General features: G+C 62.5%; 16 protein-coding genes. 9 read left to right on the top strand and 7 right to left on the bottom strand.

From position 1 onward, the window contains the following. Positions 1 to 244: 244 nt before the first annotated feature. The 4 genes from GSQ88_RS12530 to GSQ88_RS12515 all read right to left on the bottom strand — a co-directional run bounded on the left by GSQ88_RS12530 (position 245) and on the right by GSQ88_RS12515 (position 5,392). On the bottom strand, positions 245 to 1,789 hold the full coding sequence (locus GSQ88_RS12530; protein ID WP_159008059.1) for a phytoene desaturase family protein: 1,545 nt from the start codon (positions 1,787 to 1,789) through the stop codon (positions 245 to 247). A gap of 146 nt (positions 1,790 to 1,935) precedes the next feature. After that, positions 1,936 to 3,132 carry a hypothetical protein gene (locus GSQ88_RS12525; RefSeq protein ID WP_159008058.1) on the bottom strand — a complete coding sequence of 399 codons (1,197 nt, stop codon included), beginning with the start codon at positions 3,130 to 3,132 and terminating at the stop codon, positions 1,936 to 1,938. A 154-nt stretch (positions 3,133 to 3,286) separates the two neighbouring features. Next, on the bottom strand, positions 3,287 to 4,936 hold the full coding sequence (groL, locus tag GSQ88_RS12520; protein ID WP_159008057.1) for a chaperonin GroEL: 1,650 nt from the start codon (positions 4,934 to 4,936) through the stop codon (positions 3,287 to 3,289). A gap of 159 nt (positions 4,937 to 5,095) precedes the next feature. Next, a complete protein-coding gene (locus GSQ88_RS12515) occupies positions 5,096 to 5,392 on the bottom strand; it encodes a co-chaperone GroES (protein WP_159008056.1) in 297 nt (98 codons plus the stop codon). A 335-nt stretch (positions 5,393 to 5,727) separates the two neighbouring features. Here GSQ88_RS12515 and GSQ88_RS12510 point away from each other — a divergent pair, with 335 nt between their 5' ends. The 5 genes from GSQ88_RS12510 to GSQ88_RS12490 all read left to right on the top strand — a co-directional run bounded on the left by GSQ88_RS12510 (position 5,728) and on the right by GSQ88_RS12490 (position 11,786). Continuing rightward, positions 5,728 to 6,231 (top strand): hypothetical protein, encoded by a 504-nt coding sequence (locus GSQ88_RS12510; protein WP_174247993.1) that lies wholly within the window; start codon positions 5,728 to 5,730, stop codon positions 6,229 to 6,231. 113 nt (positions 6,232 to 6,344) lie between these two features. Next, complete coding sequence (locus tag GSQ88_RS12505; RefSeq protein WP_210253793.1) at positions 6,345 to 6,737, top strand: hypothetical protein; 393 nt, start codon at positions 6,345 to 6,347, stop codon at positions 6,735 to 6,737. A gap of 89 nt (positions 6,738 to 6,826) precedes the next feature. Then, positions 6,827 to 7,234 (top strand): FixH family protein, encoded by a 408-nt coding sequence (locus GSQ88_RS12500; protein WP_159008054.1) that lies wholly within the window; start codon positions 6,827 to 6,829, stop codon positions 7,232 to 7,234. Further along, the gene (locus tag GSQ88_RS12495) at positions 7,231 to 8,628 is read left to right on the top strand and encodes an efflux RND transporter periplasmic adaptor subunit (protein ID WP_246735251.1); all 1,398 of its coding nucleotides are present in this window, start codon (positions 7,231 to 7,233) and stop codon (positions 8,626 to 8,628) included. Before GSQ88_RS12500 ends, GSQ88_RS12495 begins: the two co-directional genes overlap by 4 nt. Beyond that, positions 8,625 to 11,786, top strand: coding sequence for an efflux RND transporter permease subunit (locus GSQ88_RS12490; RefSeq protein WP_159008053.1), 3,162 nt, complete (start codon positions 8,625 to 8,627; stop codon positions 11,784 to 11,786). The genes GSQ88_RS12495 and GSQ88_RS12490 overlap by 4 nt, the downstream gene beginning before the upstream one ends. Positions 11,787 to 11,797: 11 nt before the next feature. On the opposite strand, the gene GSQ88_RS12485 is transcribed toward GSQ88_RS12490, so the two are convergent. Further along, positions 11,798 to 12,562, bottom strand: coding sequence for a protein phosphatase CheZ (locus GSQ88_RS12485; RefSeq protein WP_159008052.1), 765 nt, complete (start codon positions 12,560 to 12,562; stop codon positions 11,798 to 11,800). A 304-nt stretch (positions 12,563 to 12,866) separates the two neighbouring features. Here GSQ88_RS12485 and GSQ88_RS12480 point away from each other — a divergent pair, with 304 nt between their 5' ends. After that, entirely contained in the window at positions 12,867 to 13,667 is an 801-nt protein-coding gene (locus GSQ88_RS12480) for a L,D-transpeptidase (RefSeq protein WP_159008051.1), read from the top strand. Between the two features lie 122 nt (positions 13,668 to 13,789). Here GSQ88_RS12480 and GSQ88_RS12475 read toward each other — a convergent pair whose 3' ends face one another. Both GSQ88_RS12475 and GSQ88_RS12470 read right to left on the bottom strand, forming a co-directional pair. Then, positions 13,790 to 14,038, bottom strand: coding sequence for a hypothetical protein (locus GSQ88_RS12475; RefSeq protein WP_159008050.1), 249 nt, complete (start codon positions 14,036 to 14,038; stop codon positions 13,790 to 13,792). Between the two features lie 19 nt (positions 14,039 to 14,057). Beyond that, the gene (locus GSQ88_RS12470; protein WP_159008049.1) at positions 14,058 to 14,333 is read right to left on the bottom strand and encodes a hypothetical protein; all 276 of its coding nucleotides are present in this window, start codon (positions 14,331 to 14,333) and stop codon (positions 14,058 to 14,060) included. Between the two features lie 574 nt (positions 14,334 to 14,907). Between GSQ88_RS12470 and GSQ88_RS12465 the strand changes: the two genes are divergently transcribed. From GSQ88_RS12465 to GSQ88_RS12455, 3 genes are all read left to right on the top strand, one after another. Then, positions 14,908 to 16,029: a sensor histidine kinase gene (locus GSQ88_RS12465; RefSeq protein ID WP_502706726.1), complete on the top strand. Its 1,122-nt coding sequence runs from the start codon at positions 14,908 to 14,910 to the stop codon at positions 16,027 to 16,029. A 227-nt stretch (positions 16,030 to 16,256) separates the two neighbouring features. Continuing rightward, entirely contained in the window at positions 16,257 to 17,204 is a 948-nt protein-coding gene (locus GSQ88_RS12460; RefSeq protein ID WP_246735250.1) for a class I mannose-6-phosphate isomerase, read from the top strand. Next, positions 17,192 to 19,044, top strand: a 1,853-nt coding sequence (locus GSQ88_RS12455) for a glycosyltransferase family 4 protein (protein ID WP_246735248.1), incomplete at its 3' end; no start/stop codon positions are given. The genes GSQ88_RS12460 and GSQ88_RS12455, both read left to right, overlap by 13 nt.

Below are 19,044 nucleotides of genomic sequence, written 5' to 3'. Positions count from 1 at the left end.
GCCAGCCCCTGCTTCGCGCTCAGGGCAATCGAATCACACCCCAACCGCCCTGGCAAATGCTCGTGGCCGAAAGATTCTCCCGCTCTGAGGTGCGAAGCCGACGACGCATTCGCGTCGTTGGCGAGCCTCGAAGGATGGCCACACGCACAACGCTGAACACCATCCTTCGAGACGCGGCCAAGTGGCCGCTCCTCAGGATGACGGCAGAGATAGCTTCACAGGCTTGAACGCAGGGACGACCTGCCTATCCCTCGCCCAAAATCATGTCGGCGCAGACGGCGGCGGATTGTACGACGCCGGAATAGCCGCCAAAACCCGCATAGGCCGACGCCAGATAGAGCCCCGGCACTACGGTGCGCGGCGAGCGTCGCGGGATACGCTGCGTCGCGCGCTGCGGCGACGGCGCGAAGCCGTAGACCGCGCCGTGCGGCGCGTTGAGATATTGCCGGACCGACAAGGCGCTGTTGAACGACGAGGCGACGACCGCGCCTGCAAGGCCGGGATACATCCGATCGAGGTAGCCCACGATCGCCTGCTGCCAGCGGCCGCGTTTGGCGCGATAGGCGTCCATGTCGGAGCTGTCCCAGTTCGACAGATGGTCCGGTCCCAGCACCGAGAGCACAAATGGCGGGGTCGGCACGCCGGAATCGATCGCGGCGTAGTCGACCACCGACATCGGCGGCATCAGTTCGCCGGGCTCGTCCGCCATGCGCGTCGCGCCCTTGGCGTAGTCGGACAGCCGCATCATGTCGCGCGGCAGAATTTGCGTGGAATAGAATTCGATGCCGAACTCGCGCGGCGGCTTGGCCAGGCCAAGCGTCAGCGCGAACAACGAGGCGGACGGGGCCTGCTGCGCGTAGCTTGCCTTGAGCTGTTCCGCGGCCGAGGCCGGCATCAGGGCCGCCAGCGTCTCGGGCGCGGCGTTGCCGATCACGCGCAGGCCCTCGACCGTCTTCGGATCGCTGCCGTCGCGCGCGGTATGGGTGACGCTGGAAACACGACCCTGCGCATCCATCGCAACGGAAGTGACGATACGGCGCACCAGCACCTCGCCGCCGGCGACCCGGATGGCGCGAGCCAACGCGCTGGAGAGCCGCTGCGAGCCGCCTTGGACGTAGCGCCCGCCGCTTTGCAGATAGCTTCCCTGCGCCATCGCAAAGAACACCCACCACAGCGTGGCCGGATCATCGTGAAAATAAGACAGGTTAGCCGCGATCGCACATTTGACTGCTTCATGATCGCCGAAGACGGAATCGAGCTTTTGCGACAGCGACATCTTCCAGTCGCCGATCGCGGGAACCAGCTTCAAGAGCGCGCCGACATTTTCACGGGCGTTGCGCGACGCGCCGGCGGCCTTCGCCAGCGTGCCCGCGTTGGCGGCGATATGTTCCATCTCGGCGAGCAGTTGATAGATTCCGGCGCGGGCTTCCGGGAAGCGTTCGGTCAGCGCGCGCCGGGCAGCCGCGAAATTGTCCGGCATCACGAACGGCTGCGCGAGCGGGCCGCCGCGCACCTGGTAAAGTGCGTCGGACGGAATCCATTTGACCGCGTCGATGACGCCGGCGCGGGTCAGCGCGTCGTGTTTCGGGTCACGCGGATCATGCGGATCGCTGGTCTCGTGCAGTGACCCCTCGACGAACAAATCGCCGGATTTGTAGCTCGACGCCGCGCCGCCCACCGAATTGCTGCGTTCGATGATCAGGACCTTGCGGCCTTCGCGTGCCAGGATCGCGCCGGCGGTTAAGCCTCCCAGGCCGGCGCCGATCACCACTACGTCATAGCGCGCCATTAAATGCGAAACCTTGCAAGCCTTTAGTCGGATATGGCTTGTTCATCGCCGCTGCGATGCAGCATGTCAAATGCACGATTGCATGGAACAAGTGCGCCGGAGGGAGGGGGGCCAGAAACTGTCGAATCTGACCGGCGGTTTCTCGACTATTTCCAGGCCGATTTGTCCGCGTCCCAGCGCTGACCCCTGAATTCCTTCGCCAGCGCGTCGACTGAGCCGCTGTCGTCCTTGACGTCGGCTTCCTCGTCATTGCCGGACTCATCGACCAGATTGAGCTTGGGGCTGCTGCCTTCATCGGCCGTCGTGATGGTCGGGGTGCTGACCCACAGCATGAGATGGTCGGACCCGCTGGGCTTGTCCGGCGACACCAAGGCGCTGACTTCGAGGGTCTCGGTGAGGTCGAGCGCCGGCAATGTCTGGCTCGGGCGCTTGAAGGTCAGTTTCAGCTTGCCGGTATGGGCGTTCCATGCGGACGAAGCGGCTTTTGCCGCCAGTGTTTTCGCCAGCACGTTGGCGACCGCGGTGGCGAGCTTGTCCCGGTTGAGCTTGTCGCCGTCGCGCCAGTCCGCCGCCGCGATCCGGATGGTACGGTCCATTTCCACGATCCCGGAGGTCCAACCGGCGGCGACCACGCCGGGCGCCGATTTGGACTTCGCGATCAAGGCCGCGGCGCGATCCGGATCGACCGAGAGACTGACGGTTTGCTCGCCGGCGCGCAGCGCGTCGCAGGTCACGGCAAGGCCGCTCAGCGATACCTCGAGATCCTGCCCTTTCAGGCTTTTCAGGAAATCCGCCGCGGCGTCCAGCTTCACCCGTACCCCGACCGATTCCGGAGATACTTCGGTAAAGTCCTTTGGCGCCGGCGTGATGCCGTCATCGCTCGATTGATTGTCGAGGAATTCCTTTTCGCTGAGGTCGGAATTGTCCGATGAGGCGACCTCGGTCACGGCCTGGCCGATGCTGATCTGGCCCTTGAATTCGAAGGTGTCCCCGGTCGGCTTGCGCACCAGCTTCACCGTCACCGGCGCTTTGTCGTTCAAGCTCTGGGTGGCGCCGGTCAGGGTCTGGCCGTTCACCGCGAGGTTGGCGACGAAGCGGTCCTTGCGATCGGAGCCTTTGGCTGTGGGATAGCAGACGTCGAGCACCGCTGCGGTGACGCTCTTGCCCTGGCGGGTTTCCTTCAGCACGACGTCGGCATTGCCGTCCATCAAGCCGTCCATCGCGGTGAAATACCTGGTTTCGTTGCCGCCGGCGGCCGGCTTGGTCGAAAGCTTCATGTCGGCGAAAGCAACATCCGAAGAGGCTGTCATCAGCCCGACCAGGCAGAGCAGGAGCGCGCGCATATCAGGTTCCTCGAAGGGCGGATTCGGGCTGCCGTTGTGGCGTGTTCTCGATACCGGCCGAATCCCTCAGGTGCAAACCCCTATATCATTCAAAAAAGAAGGCCGCCCGGAGGCGGCCTTCTGGTCGATTGGCTAAAGCCGTAGGGGCCGGGGCTCAGAAGCCCATGCCGCCCATTCCACCCATGCCGCCGCCACCGCCGCCCGGCATTGCCGGCGCCGGTTCCCTGGGCAGTTCGGCGACCATGGCTTCGGTCGTCACCAGCAGGCCGGCCACCGAGGAGGCGTCCTGCAAGGCGGTGCGGACCACCTTGGCGGGGTCGATGATGCCCTTGGCGACCATGTCGACATATTCTTCGGTCTGTGCGTCGAAGCCGAAGGTTTCGGACTTGTTCTCGAGGATCTTGCCGACCACGATCGAGCCCTCGACACCGGCGTTTTCCGCGATCTGACGGATCGGGGCTTCCAGCGCCTTCAGCACGATGTTGATGCCGGCCTGGACATCGGGGTTGTCGTTGGAGATACGGCCGACCGCCTTCTTGGCGCGCAGCAGGGCGACGCCGCCGCCCGGCACGATGCCTTCCTGAACGGCTGCGCGGGTCGCGTTGAGGGCGTCCTCGACGCGATCCTTCTTCTCCTTGACCTCGACCTCGGTCGCGCCGCCGACGCGGATCACCGCGACGCCGCCGGCGAGCTTGGCCAGCCGCTCTTGAAGCTTCTCGCGGTCGTAGTCCGAGGTGGTCTCCTCGATCTGCGCCTTGATCTGCGTGACGCGGGATTCGATGTCCTTTTTCTTGCCGGCGCCCTTGACGATCGTGGTGTTCTCCTTGTCGATCACCACCTTGCCCGCGCGTCCCAGCATGTTGACGGTGACGCTTTCGAGCTTCATGCCGAGCTCATCGGAGATCAGCTGACCGCCGGTCAGGATCGCGATGTCTTCCAGCATCGCCTTGCGGCGATCGCCGAAGCCCGGCGCCTTGACGGCGGCGACCTTGAGGCCGCCACGCAGGCGGTTGACCACCAGGGTCGCCAGCGCCTCGCCCTCGATGTCTTCGGCGATGATCAAAAGTGGCTTGCCGGACTGAACCACCGCTTCCAGCACCGGCAGCATCGCCTGCAGGCCGGACAGCTTCTTCTCGTGCAACAGCACGTAGACGTCCTCGAGCTCGGCGGTCATCTTCTCGGCGTTGGTGACGAAATAGGGCGAGAGATAGCCGCGGTCGAACTTCATGCCCTCGACGATGTCGACTTCGGTTTCGAGCGCCTTGTTCTCCTCGACCGTGATGACGCCTTCGTTGCCGACCTTCTGCATCGCCTGGGCGATCATCTTGCCGATGGCGGCGTCGCCATTGGACGAGATGGTGCCGATCTGGGCGATCTCGGACGACGAGGCGACCGGCTTGGCGCGCTTCTCGATGTCCTTGACCACGGCGGTTACCGCAATATTGATGCCGCGCTTGAGGTCCATCGGGTTCATGCCGGCGGCGACCGATTTGGCGCCTTCGCGCACGATCGCCTGGGCGAGCACGGTCGCGGTGGTGGTGCCGTCACCGGCGGTGTCGTTGGTCTTGGAGGCGACCTCGCGCAGCATCTGCGCGCCCATGTTCTCGAACTTGTCCTCGAGTTCGATCTCCTTGGCGACGGTGACGCCGTCCTTGGTGATGCGGGGTGCGCCGAAACTCTTTTCGATCAGGACATTGCGGCCCTTCGGACCGAGCGTCACCTTCACGGCATTGGCGAGAATATCGACGCCACGCAACATGCGATCACGCGCGTCTCCGGCAAATTTAACGTCCTTGGCTGACATTTTTGGATGCTCCTGGAAAAAGCCTCATCCTGAGGAGCGGGCGCTTGCCCGCGTCTCGAAGGATGGCTGGATGAACTCGGATGAACTCCTGGACCCTTCGAGACGGCAGCTGCGCTGCCTCCTCAGGGTGAGGATCGCGGGTAAGGAAAACGTGCGGGCTTAAGCGAGCACGCCCATGATGTCGGATTCCTTCATGATCAGGAGCTCCTCGCCGTCGAGCTTGATCTCGGTGCCCGACCATTTGCCGAACAGCACGCGGTCGCCGACCTTGAGGTCGATCGGGATCAGCTTGCCGGCTTCGTCGCGGCCACCCGGGCCAACGGCGGTGATTTCGCCCTGCGAGGGCTTTTCCTTGGCGCTATCGGGAATGATGATGCCGCCCTTGGTCTTTTCCTCGGCGTCGATACGCTTGACCACAACACGGTCATGCAGCGGACGAAATTTGGTTTTAGCCATCACGGTTCCTTTTGGAGGTTCGGTTTTGCTTTTCGGGTTTGCCATCGAAAGCGGCTTGGCATACGGGACATATCCGACGTCCCGACGACGCCGGATCCGTTCATATATCTCCCTTAGCAATCGGGCTCTTGGAGTGCTAATTGTGCGCCGGGAATATGGTGTGACGCCAATCCTGTCAAGCAAGGCGGTTAAGCCCTTGGTGAGGCCGATATAGGATGCTCTGGGGGAAACCAAATCGGGGCGCCAGCGTAATTTGCTGGACGTCATTGCTGGGACAGCAATTTTACGCTTGGCTGCGGGATAGGTGCGGCCACCAATTTAATGCGGGGGATGCCATGGTCAGGTCACTTAACGCGCGAACGGTCGCCAATCTGGGGGCGGTCTGTGCGCTGACGGTGTTGCTCGGCGCATGCAGCAGCATGAGCCTGACGTCGTCTTCGCCCCCTCCGGAGCCGGCCCTGGAGCGGGCGATGCCGGCCTCGATCCGCGCCGACGAGATCGTCGGCCGCTGGGGTCTCGCCTCATTCCAGGACCCCAAGGACCGGGCCCGCACCGAGAACGCGGCCAAGGGACAATGCAAGCAGCCTTACGTGATCGGCGCCGGCACCCATGGCGGCGTCGTCATGCATCTGGCCGATCAGGCGACGCCGCAGGAGCTCGACCTGAAGGGCAGCCCGAGCGGCAAGAATTACATCGGGCCGACCGGGCCCGCCGCCGGCCCGCAGGACCGCGAGATCGTGTCGTTTGACGGACGCGTCATGGTGACGCGTTTCATCGACAAGGATGCGGCGACCCGTTACGGCAACATGGTCTATGTCCGCTGCGCCCCGCGGGCGTGAGCTGGTAAAAGACTGCCGACTCCTCAGGTACGAGCGCTAACGTAACTGTCATCGCGGGCGTCTTTTCAGGGCGTTCCGGCCATGATACCTCCGGACTCGTGAAACGATCGATCATGCTGTCGCGGATTCTCGCGGTCTTTTTGATAGCTGGCCTGTTTACCGCCCCGCTTTCCGCGCGTTTGGCGGTCGCGGCGGATGGCAGCGCGCGTGCCATGAGCATGACGGGCGAGATGAACATGAGCGGCGCCATGGACATGACTAGCGCCATGGACATGACCGGCGACATGCCGTGTTGTCCGGACAAGCAAGCGCCAGCCGATTGCGACAAGTGCGCATTGATGGCGCTCTGCATGAGCCAGACGCTGCAAGCTCTGCCGTCGTACGTCTTTGCGGAGATCGTTCCGTCGACAATGCGTACCGTCATCCCCCTCAGCGATCCCAAGATGGAAAGCCTGGGGCACTCTCCACCACCTCGTCCCCCTCGATCCTTGGTCCGCTCGGCCTAACCCCGCCGAGAATGCAACCGCGCCGTCACCGGCGCGGGGAAGACGCATGCCGCGCTTTGCGGTCGACCAACATCCATCGAGGATATCACATGACACCCTTCTTGAGCTCGCGCGCCGTCAAGGCGGCGCTGATCGGCGTTGCCGTAATCGGTTTTTCCACCCTCGCTCGCGCCGATATCAGAGATTACGAGTTTCGGCTCGTCGATCAGACCATTAAAGCCGGGCCGGACAAGACCATTGCCGTGCGGCTCGTCAACAAGGCCACCGGCAAGCCGGTCGCCGACGCCGTCATCTTCGCCAGCCGTCTCGATATGACGCCGGACGGGATGCAGGAAATGGCCACCCCATTGACGCCGATCTCCGGCGCGGAGCCCGGCACCTACCGCTTCAAGGCCAATGTCAGCATGGCCGGCCACTGGCAGCTATCGCTCGACGCCAAAGTGCAGGGTGAAACCGGCACGGTGGAAAATAAACTCGTCATCCAGGCCGACAAGTGAAACCGGTCATCACGGGTGCCGCCGCCGCTGCGATTGTCGCAGCGGTGGTCGGCGGCTATGTCGTGGCCCCTCACGGCCTGCGACTGGCTGACGTCGGAGCCATCACAGCGATCACTGCCGCCGCGGCGCAAAGCGGCGGCGGGGTGATCTATTATCAGGACCCGGATGGCCGACCGTCCTACTCGCTGACGCCGAAAAAGACCTCGGATGGTCGCGACTATCGCGCCGTCCGCGCCAATGCCGATGTCGGTTTCGAGGCAACGGCGAACGCTGCGCGCGCGTCGGCGGATCGCAAGATCAAGTTCTACCGCAATCCGATGGGCCTGCCGGACACCTCATCGGTGCCGAAGAAGGACCAGATGGGGATGGACTACATCCCGGTGTTCGAGGGCGACGACAGCGACGACGGCTCGGTCAAAATCTCCGCGGGGAAAATCCAGCGCACCGGCGTGCGCTCGGAACCGGCGGCCAAACGCGTCCTGGCTACGATCATCCGCGCGCCCGGCACCATCGCCCTCGATGAGCGGCGCATTTCCGTCATCACCATGCGGTCCGAAAGCTTTGTCCAGAAGGTCGCCAACGTGACGGTCGGAACCCACGTCACCAAGGGCCAGCCGCTGATGGAAGTCTATAGCCCCGCCATTTCGTCGGCGTCGGCGGAATATATCTCGACGATGGCCTCGCCGTCGGCAGCCAACCCGTCCTACGGACGCGGCTCGAGGCAACGATTGCTGAATCTCGACGTCCCGGACGCGGTGATCGCCGCGATGGAAAAGAACCATGAGGTTCCGCTCGGCATCGCATGGTCCTCGCCGCGCGACGGCGTCGTTCTCGAACGCAATGCCGTCGAAGGCATGCGGGCGCAACCCGGCGAAGCGCTGTTCCGGATCGCCGATCATTCCGTTGTCTGGGCGCTGGTGGACGTCGCGGAACGCGATCTGGGCGCGGTCGCGGAAGGCCAAGAGGTGACCATGCGCGCCAAGAGCTTTCCGGGGCGGACATTTTCCGGAAAAATCAGCGTGATCTACCCCGAGATCAACAAGGATACGCGGACGGCCCGCGTTCGCATCGACCTGCCAAATCCCGATTACGCGCTGCTGCACGGGATGTATGTCGATGCCGAGATCAATACCGGAAGTCCCGACGCGGTGCTGTCCATTCCGGACAGCGCCGTGATGGATAGCGGCAGCCGGCAAGCGGTGTTCGTCGACAAGGGCGCGGGCCGCTACGAGCCGCGCGAGGTCAAGATCGGCAATCGCGGCGGTGGATATGTCGAAGTGCGGCAGGGCCTCGCCGAGGGCGAGCCGGTGGTGATTGCGGCCAACTTCCTGATCGACGCCGAAAGCAACCTCAATGCGGCGCTGAAGGGTTTTGCCGACGGAGCAAAGCCATGATCGTCCGCCTGATCGCCTGGTCGGCCCGCAATCTTCTGCTGGTGTTTTTCGGCGCCGGTTTTGTCGTCGCCGCGGGGATCTACGCCGTCGCGCATTTGCCGCTGGATGCGATTCCCGATCTCTCCGATACTCAAGTCATCGTCTACACCGAATATCCCGGTCAGGCCCCCCAGGTCATCGAGGACCAGGTCACCTATCCCTTGACGACGGCGATGCTGACCGTGCCGCGCTCGAAGGTGGTGCGCGGGTTCTCGTTCTTCGGCGTGTCCTTTGTCTATGTGATCTTCGAAGACGGCACCGACATCTATTGGGCGCGGTCGCGGGTACTGGAGTTTCTCAATAATGCGGCCTCGCGGCTGCCGGCCGGCGTGACGCCGACCATGGGTCCGGATGCGACCGGTGTTGGCTGGGTCTATCAATACGCCGTCATGTCTCGGGAGCTGAACCTTTCCGACACCCGCAGCATTCAGGACTGGAGCCTGAAATTTGCCCTCGCCAAGGCCGAGGGGGTCGCCGAGGTGGCCAGCGTCGGCGGCTTCGTGCGGCAGTACAACGTCATCCTCGATCCGCAGCGGATGCGCGATCTCGGCATCACCATGCAAAAGATGCGCGATGCGATCCGGGCCAGCAACGCCGATGTCGGCGGCCGCACCGTCGAGCTTTCCGAGTTCGAATATGTCATTCGCGGCAAGGGCTATATCAAAAGCATCAATGATCTCGGCAATATCGTGCTCAAGACCAGCAACGGCACGCCCGTGCTGCTGCGGGACGTAGCGCGAGTCGAACTCGGCCCCGACGAGCGCCGCGGCATCACCGAGTTGAACGGCGAAGGTGAAGTTGCCAGTGGCATCATCCTGCAACGCTTCGGCGTCAATGCGCTGGATGTGATCGAGAACGTCAAGAAGCGGATCACGGAAATCGCCGGCAGCCTGCCGAAATCGGTCGAGATCGTCCCGGTCTATGACCGCTCCAACCTGATCAACGCCGCCATCGACACCCTCAAGCACACCCTGTTCGAGGAAAGCGCGATCGTCGCCCTGGTCTGCATCATCTTCCTGTTGCACGTGCGCAGCGCTTTGGTTGCCATCCTGATGCTGCCCGTCGGCGTCCTGATGGCGTTCGGCGCCATGAAACTGCTCGGCTTGGGGTCCAACATCATGAGCCTCGGCGGCATCGCGATCGCGATCGGCGCCATGGTCGATGCGGCGATCGTCATGATCGAGAACGCGCATAAGCATCTTGAGCGAGCCGCGCCGGGGCGGTCACGGGTTGACGTGCTGATCGAGGCCGCGGCACAGGTGGGACCGGCGCTGTTCTTCAGCCTGCTGATCATCACCGTGTCGTTCCTGCCGATCTTCACGCTGGAATCCCAGGAAGGCCGGCTGTTCGGTCCGCTGGCCTTCACCAAGACGTTCTCGATGGCGGCGGCAGCGTTGCTGTCCGTCACGCTGGTGCCGGCCCTGATGGTGGTTTTCGTGCGCGGAAAGATCATTCCGGAGCATCGCAATCCGATCAACCGCTTTCTGATCTGGATTTACCGGCCGGTGATCAAGGCGGTGATGCGCGCAAAGATAGCGGTGATCCTGGTCGCATTGGCCGTGCTCGCGGTGACCGTATGGCCGGCGCGCCAGCTCGGCACTGAATTCATGCCCAATCTGAACGAAGGCACGCTGCTCTATATGCCGACGACGCTGCCGGGTATCTCGACGACGAAAGCCGGCGAACTGTTGCAGACCCAGGACAGGATCATCCGCAGCTTTCCGGAAGTCGCATCCGTGTATGGCAAGGCCGGGCGCGCCGAGACCGCCACCGATCCGGCGCCGTCGGAGATGTTCGAGACGGTCATCAACCTGAAGCCCAGGGAACAATGGCGGCCGGGCTTGACGCTGGACAGTCTGACCGCGGAGATGGATCGGGCGCTGCAATTCCCGGGGGTCTCGAATGCCTGGACCCAGCCGATCAAGGCCCGCATCGACATGCTGTCGACCGGAATCCGGACCCCGATCGGGGTCAAGGTGATCGGCACCGACCTGGTCCAGATCGACACGCTGGCCAAACAGATCGAGCAGGTCCTCAAGGCCGTTCCCGGCACCTCGTCAGCCTATGCCGAGCGCGGCATCGGCGGCTATTACCTCGACGTGACACCCGATCGCGACGCGTTGGCGCGCTATGGCATCATGGTGCAGGACGTCCAGGACGTCGTCGCCACCGCGATGGGCGGACAAACGGTCACCACGACCGTCGAGGGACGTCAGCGCTTCAGCGTCAATATGCGCTACCCGCGCGACCTGCGGGGCGACCCCGAGTCCATCAGCCACGATGTGCTGGTTCCGATGCCGGGCGGTGGCGCCGTGCCGCTGGGGGAAGTCGCCAAAATCTCGCTTGCGCGCGGGCCGACGACCATCCGCACCGAGAACGGACAACTCGCGAGCTATGTCTATGTCGATATCCGCGACCGCGACGTCGGAAGCTACGTCGCCGACGCCCAGCAGGCGGTCAAGGCCAGCATCCAGTTTCCGCCGGGCGCCTACGTGCTCTGGAGCGGGCAATTCGAATATCTCGAGCGCGCGACCGCCCGCCTCAAGATCGTCGTGCCGGTCACGCTGGCGATCATTTTCCTGCTGCTGTTCCTGAATTTCCGCTCGCTGACGGAAACCCTGATCGTGATGCTGTCGCTGCCGTTCGCGCTGGTCGGCGGCCTGTGGCTGATGTGGTGGCTCGGTTTCAACCTGTCGGTGGCCGTGGTCGTGGGTTTCATCGCGCTTGCGGGGGTCGCGGCCGAAACCGGCATCGTGATGCTGATCTATCTCAATCAGGCTTTGGCGGAAGTGCAGGCGCGGTGTGACGCCGAAGGCCGTCGCTTGACCCGCCAGGATCTGTACGACGCGATCATGGAAGGCGCCGTCGAACGGGTGCGGCCCAAAATGATGACAGTTTTTGCGATCGTGGCCGGCTTGCTGCCGATCATGTGGAGCACCGGCACCGGCTCCGAAATCATGCAGCGCATCGCGGTGCCGATGATCGGCGGCATGATCTCATCGACGCTGCTGACGCTGGTGGTGATTCCCGCCGTGTTCGGGCTGGTTAAGGGTTTCCAGCTGCCGCGTGGCGAAACGGAAAACGCCGGCGCTAGGCCGGCGTTGTCGCGTTTGCGATAAAGCGCGCGAACTTAATCGAACAGCGCGTCGATGTCGTCCTGCGAGGCGTGGCCGACGTCGCCGTCGAGCTTGGGGCCGTTCAGGAGCTTGTCGTCGCCTTCGCGGGTATCGACGACCGGCGGGGCATGGGCCTTGATCGCGTCGACGCCGCCCCAGATGTCCATCATGACGGTGATGTGATTTTCGATGAATTTCATCGTGGTCATCACCTTCTTGATGCGCTGGCCGGTGAGGTCCTGGAAATTACAGGCCTCGAAAATCGAAACCACGCGCTCCTGGATTTCCTCGCTGAGCAGCTTCTGCTGATCGGGCGAATTCACCTTCATCAGCGCGCTGGCGGACTGGTCGATCGCTTCGGCGGCTTCCAGAATTTGCTGGGTGGCCTCCTCGGTGCCGCCGACTACGGCGCCGAGCTCGCCATTGACCTTGGCCATTTCCTCGCCGCTGAAGCTCTTGCCGTGCAGCACCGCGATTTCCCGCTTGGTGCGGTTGATGGCGTCGTAAATCAAATCGAGTTCGACCTTGAGTTTCTCGCATTGCTCGATCTGGGCCCGATAGGTCTCGAGCATCGCGTGGGTATCGGCGGCTTCGCGTTCGACCGACGCCCCGATCTCCAGTGCGACGCCGCTCGGGGCGGCCATCTGGCTGCGGATCGCGCGCAGCTCATTCATGATCTCCTGGTGCATCGGGCCGACATCGCCATCGGCGACCGAGGCAATCGGCATGTCGCCGGCAACTGCTTCTTCGATACGAAAACGTCTGCGATGAATCGGCATGGGGATATTCCTGGACTGCGCTGATCATGTTTAAGCAGATGCGATTTAACAGCAAGTTCACGCCGGAACCTTCCATCAGGCGCGGTGCGATCGGCGCATACCAACGGTTAACCATGCTTGCCGCGCGTTCATCGAAAATAAACGCTACGGCATGAAACGGCGCGGGATTGGCGACGTGGTGAATCGAAACGCCGTTTTTGTTTACCAAACCGATTAGGTTTTGATTTGTATTGATCGCATGCGGCGGGCGTCGTCCAGGCGCCCTCAAGAACTCATCATAGACGAAACAGTGCAGAGTACGTCGATGTTCAGAAAAATGACCCTTGCGTTCCTCGCCGGCGCGTCTTCCTTCGTTGCCGGAACCCATCAAGCCGCCGCGATCGATGCGGCGCTTCCCGAACCCACGGTGATCTACGGCAATCAGGCGGCGCCACCGGCTCGCATGCGCACGGCCTCCAACATGGGTGGTGGCTTCATCGAATTCATATTCGGTGACCAGCAGGCGCAAGGCGGCCGCTACCCGCAGCAGCCTTCCTACCAGCAGCAACCGGTCTATCAGCAGCAGCCGTCCTACGACGCGCGGCGTCCGCTGCTGCCGCAGTCCGACATGCAGCAGGCGGAGCCGCAGCAAGAGGCCTCGGATCCGACGCAGCGTCCGTTCGATCCGAAATTCGAAAAGCAGATGGTCGATTACGGCGGCAAGGAAAACGCCGGCACGTTGGTGGTCGATACGCCGAACAAGTTCCTCTATCTGGTGCAGGGCAACGGCAAGGCGCTGCGCTACGGCATCGGCGTCGGCAAGCCGGGCTTCACCTGGTCCGGCGTCAAGACGGTTTCCGCGAAGAAGGAATGGCCGGATTGGACGCCGCCGGCTGAAATGCTTCAGCGCCGTCCCGATCTGCCGCGGCACATGGAAGGCGGCCCGCAAAACCCGCTCGGCGCACGCGCGATGTATCTGGGGTCGACGCTCTATCGTATCCACGGCTCCAACGAGCCCTGGACCATCGGCACCAACGTCTCGTCGGGTTGCATCCGGATGCGCAATCAGGACGTGATCGACCTCTATGGCCGCGTCAATGTCGGCGCCAAGGTCGTCGTGATCTGATTTATTCTTGGCAAGGCATCATCGATCAAAAACGGCCGCTCGATATATTCGAGCGGCCGTTTTCATGGTCATGCTTCCCGCGCAAACGCTTCGCGTTTGTCGCGAGACAACGCGTACAGCAACTACATCGAGCTATAACGGGTCGCACTTCTGACCGCGTCATCGATCTCATCAGCCAGTTCGTTTTCGCCGATCTGATGGAGATCGGTTGCCAATGACGATGCCTGTTCGGCGCTCATCGAGAGCGGCTGGTCGGTTTCATAGCTGAACTTGATGCGCCAGATACCGCCGTGATTTCGATGCGGCTCGATCAGCACCACCGGAAGATCTGGCAACCCGTTCTGGAACAGCAGCAGCGACAAACTGATCATAGGAGCCATCGGGACAGGCCTAATTTGATTTTGGCGGCGGCCTTTGACGTCGTGGCAGGGCATAGTGCACCGTCAGCAGGCTTGCCTTGCTGTCATCGAAGATCAAGCGATCCGTGGTTGCCATTTCCGCGCGCATCGCGTTGCAGCAGAAGATCATCCATGGATCGAAAACAGGAAGCTTGCTGACGGACCGGTAAAGCTCGCCACACTCGATGGTCAGGTCTTGCTGACCTTGCGCGTTCGCCAGTTCGAACCGGGATCGAAGCTCTTGCCGGAAATGATCGGTTGAAACCATGCGACATCCAATCGCCGAAAACCCTTCCGAAAAGGGACCGGCTGGCCAAGGTGGGTATGAGAAGATGCCCCTCGTCGTTTCGGACGTCAGGGGGTCTAATCATAGCGAAATACCGGCCTAAAGATACCGCTATTAAAGCGGATATGGCTGACGCCCCGCCTCGCTATTGGGTGGGGAAGTTCCTATATATCCGGTATCACCGCCCGCCCTCGGCTGTTACCGGTGACTGAGAGCATTGCGCTCCCGCCTCAACCAAGCAGGCGGTCAACGACATGGCAAATACAGCGACCATCAGAAACGCAAACGGACTTCCGGCGACATTCGCGGGATCAAAGACCGGGCAGGACGACGCCCCGTTTGTTTTTATCAAAGTCGGCGACGAAGAGCGCCGCATGCGATGGTCGGAATGGGACGCGCTCCCCGCCTGGACCGGCCCCCGTCCGGCACGAACCGCCAAAGACTGAAAGCTCGTCGATTTCCTCGCCGTTGATCGACGAGTGCCAAGAAGGAGTTAAGGGTGCCAGCAGAAACAGGATCGACCGGAGTGCCCAACGTTCTTGTCGTCGAGGACGAAATGGTGCTGCGAATGCGCGCGGTCGATATTGTGGAAGATGCCGGATTTACTCCCGTTGAAGCCGTGAACGCCGATGAGGCGCTCGCCATTCTGGAATCCCGCTCGGATATCGATCTGCTGTTCACCGATATTCAGATGCCGGGCAGCATGGACGGCCTGAAGTTGGCTCACGCCGTGCATGACCGTTGGCCTGCGATCAAGATCATCCTGGTCTCCGGCCAGGTGAAACCGTCCGATGCGGAAAGGCCGGCCGACAGCCGGTTCTTCGGCAAGCCGTTGGGTGTTGGGCAAATGGTCATTGAATTGCAGGCGATGGTAGGGGTGGGTGCGCTGAGGATCCTTCCTCAAGCGCCGATGATTCAACCGGCTGCGTCGATTGATGCTTTGCCGCGTTCGGCCCACGAGGTCGAGTTATCAGCTGAAAACGACAGCCTCCGTGTCTTGCTGGAACAGGCCGGCATCGACGCCAAGGTGCTGCTCAAGCAAGCCGGCATCGATGCCAAAGAACGCGAGGCCGCCGACAAGCTGCAGAAGCTTATTCTTGGCGAACTGCATCATCGCATCAAGAATACGCTGGCGACGGTCAGCGCCATCGCTTCACAAAGTTTCCGGGCTGCGACCAGCATCGAGCATGGACAGCAGGCCATGGAGGGACGGCTCGTGGCGCTGGGACGCGCCCATGATCTGTTGATGCAGATCAGTTGGTCCAATGCCAGTCTCACCCATACCCTGAGCGGCGCGACAGAGCCGTATGACAGCCTGGGGGCCAGGCGATTTCATTTCAACGGGCCGGATATCAGAATTACGTCCGGCGCCGTCATCGCACTGGCGATGACGCTCAATGAGCTGTGCACCAATACCACCAAATTTGGTGCGCTTTCGACCGCCGCGGGCCGCGTCGAGATCTCCTGGACGATCGACGATGCGAAACAGCGGCTGCGCCTGAGCTGGACCGAAAAAGGCGGGCCTGCCGTTCAGCGTCCGACACGGCGTAGCTTCGGCACCCGCATGATGGAGTCGCTCGGTCAGCAATTGAATGGCCACGTGCAGCTCACCTACGATCCGTCGGGGTTTGTCTATTTCCTGGATGTGCCACTGAACTCAATCATAGCGGCAACGTGAAGGTCGCGATCCCTTTCAGCCGACGTCGACCGGCAGCCGAAGACTGATGGTTGCCTTCTCGCCCAAGCAGCAGGCCAGCAGTTCCGTTCAATCTAGTTCATTGTTTTGAGCATGATCTCCGGGCAAACGCTTCGCGTTTGTCCCGAGGGAAAACCGGTTTCCACTTTTCCGGATCATGCTCTGGCGCCACAGGTAAGGAGACCGTCCTGACGATCGAACATGCCATCGTGCGAACCAAGCCGAAGCCGTGGGGCAGCGTTGATCTGCATCCGTGGAGCGAGGCGTCGACGACGGACGGCCCGATCGGGGAATTGTGGTTTGAGCGCCCGGACCCCGCCGCGCCCGAGACGGCGCTGCTGCTCAAACTGCTGTTCACCACCGAGCCGCTCTCGATTCAGGTTCATCCGGACGATGCGTTTGCGCGCTCGATCGGGCTTGCCAGCGGCAAGACCGAAGCATGGTACATTCTCTCCGCCATTCCTGGCGCAGAGGTCGCGCTGGGACTGAATTATCCGCGCTCGGTTACGGAGCTGCGAACGGCGATCGCGGACGGCTCGATCGCCAACATTCTGCATTGGCACCCGGTCCATCGGGGCGACGTTTTCTTCATCCCCGCCGGAACCATTCACGCGATCGGCGCCGGCATCGTTCTTGCCGAGATCCAGCAGCACAGCGACGCCACGTTCCGGCTGTTCGACTATGGACGGCAGCGCGAATTGCACATCGAAAACGCCGTCGCCGTGGCGACGGCCGGGCCTCGCGAAAATCAAGCGCCTGCCGAGCGATTGAGCGGCGCGCGAACGGTCCTCACCGTCAATTCTCACTTTGCCCTGGAACGGATTGATCTCCTTCCGGGTTCCGTTTGGATGCTCGACGCGCCGAAAGAGACCTGGCTGCTGGCGATCGAAGGCCACGCCCAACTGGGCGCAACGACGCTGTCGTTGGGGGAGGCGGTTTTCCTGCAGGCCGATCATGCCGACATCGAGGCCGGTGCGGACGGACTGAAGGCGTTGCTGGCCTATCCCGGCCCGACCGTAAATCTCGATCTGCTGAGAGAGCGAAGCGCTGCCGGACCCGGCCGCGTCCCACATGCCTCTTCGTCCGCCCCGCTGGTGCCGACTTCCCCAGAGCGTGCCGCGCGCGAACAATCGGAGACTCCAAATTGGCCGTCGTAAATCGTATCGCGTTCATCGGAAACTCGCTGCCCCGCCGCTGCGGCATCGCGACCTTTACCACCGATCTGCAGTGCGCCATTGAGGCCTCGCGGGGCGATCTGGAAACCGTGATCGTGGCGATGACCGATCACGGCCAAGTCTATGATTATCCGTCCACGGTCGGTATCGAGATCAACGACGATCGGCCCGATGATTATGTGCGGGCGGCCGAGTACCTCAACAGCGGCGGCTTCGAGGCGGTTTCCCTGCAGCATGAATTCGGCATTTTCGGCGGCGAAGCCGGAGGTCAGATCATGACCCTGCTGTCGCGCCTGACCATCCCGATCGTCACCACGCTGCACACGGTCCTGTCCGAGCCGACAAAGGCCCAGCGCGATGTCATCGCGCGAATTGTCGAGGCATCGTCCAAGGTCGTGGTGATGGCTGAAAAGGGCCGGGAGCTGCTGCGGTCGGTCTATCATGTCCCCGACGAGAAGATCGAAATCATCCCGCACGGCATCCCGGAGTTTGCATTCGTCGAGCCCGACGAGGCCAAGGACAAGTTTGGCTTCGTCAACCGTGCTGTCATCCTGACATTCGGCCTGCTGTCGCCGAACAAAGGCATCGAGGTCATGATCGACGCCATGCCCTCGATTTTGAAAACCCGGCCCGACGCGGTTTACGTCGTACTCGGGGCGACGCATCCGAACCTGGTACGCGATCAGGGCGAAGCCTATCGTGAGAGCCTGGTGGCGCATGCGCGCCAGGCCGGCGTCGAGGATCACGTGGTGTTTCTCGACCAATTCGTCGATCAGAAGACGCTGCTCGATTTCATCTCGATGTCCGACGTTTATGTGACGCCATATCTGAATGAAGCCCAGATGACGTCGGGCACGCTGGCCTATAGTTTCGGGCTCGGCAAGGCGGTGGTTTCCACGCCATATTGGCATGCCCGCGAACTGCTCGCCGACGGCCGCGGCATTCTGGTGCCCTTTGGCGACGCGGCCGCGCTCGGCATCGAAATCGCAAAGCTCCTGACCAACGACGTGCTTCGGCAGGCGATGCGCAAGCGCGCCTATTCGAGCAGCCGCTCCATGACATGGGAACGAACCGCCGAGCGCTACATGTCGGTATTTGAGAATGCCGGGCGCCGGCATCGGCTCAAGACCATTGCGCGCTCGGACACCAATACGCTGCTGCGCGACAGCCGCGCGCCGCCGGAAATGCAACTCGGCCATTTCCTGTCGATGTGCGACGACACCGGACTGTTTCAGCATGCCGTTCACAGCGTGCCGGATCGCGCCCACGGCTATTGCGTCGACGACAACGCCCGCGCGCTGCTCCTGGCCTGCGCGCTCAACAACCCCGGCGAACAGCGGCTGCCGGAAGTCCTGACGGCGCGGTTTGCCGCCTTCGTCCAGCACGCCTGGAATCCGGATGTGCAACGATTTCGCAATTTCATGGGCTTCAATCGCTGCTGGCTGGAGGACAAGGGGTCAGAGGACAGCCACGGGCGAACGCTTTGGGCGCTCGGCGTGTGCGCACTCACCGACGCCAACATGTCGCGGCGCTCGTGGGCCGCATCGCTGTTTTCCGAAGCGCTGGGTGCGGCCGAAGGCTTTCGCTCGCCGCGGGCGTGGGCGTTTGTGTTGCTCGGGCTCGATGCTTACTGCGCGGCTGTTACCGACGATTTCCGCGCGACCCGCCTGCGCGCCGTGCTTGCCGATCGGTTGATCTCGATCTTCAACGCTGTGGCAACGGACGATTGGGTCTGGTTCGAGGACGGGTTGGCCTACGACAACGCCCGCTTGCCCCAGGCGCTGATCTTGACCGGCATCGCCAGCAAGACATCGCGTTATGT

It is taken from the genome of Bradyrhizobium sp. S69 (assembly GCF_009766005.1).
Lineage (GTDB): Bacteria > Pseudomonadota > Alphaproteobacteria > Rhizobiales > Xanthobacteraceae > Bradyrhizobium.
This window is presented reverse-complemented; position numbering and strand designations above follow the sequence as displayed.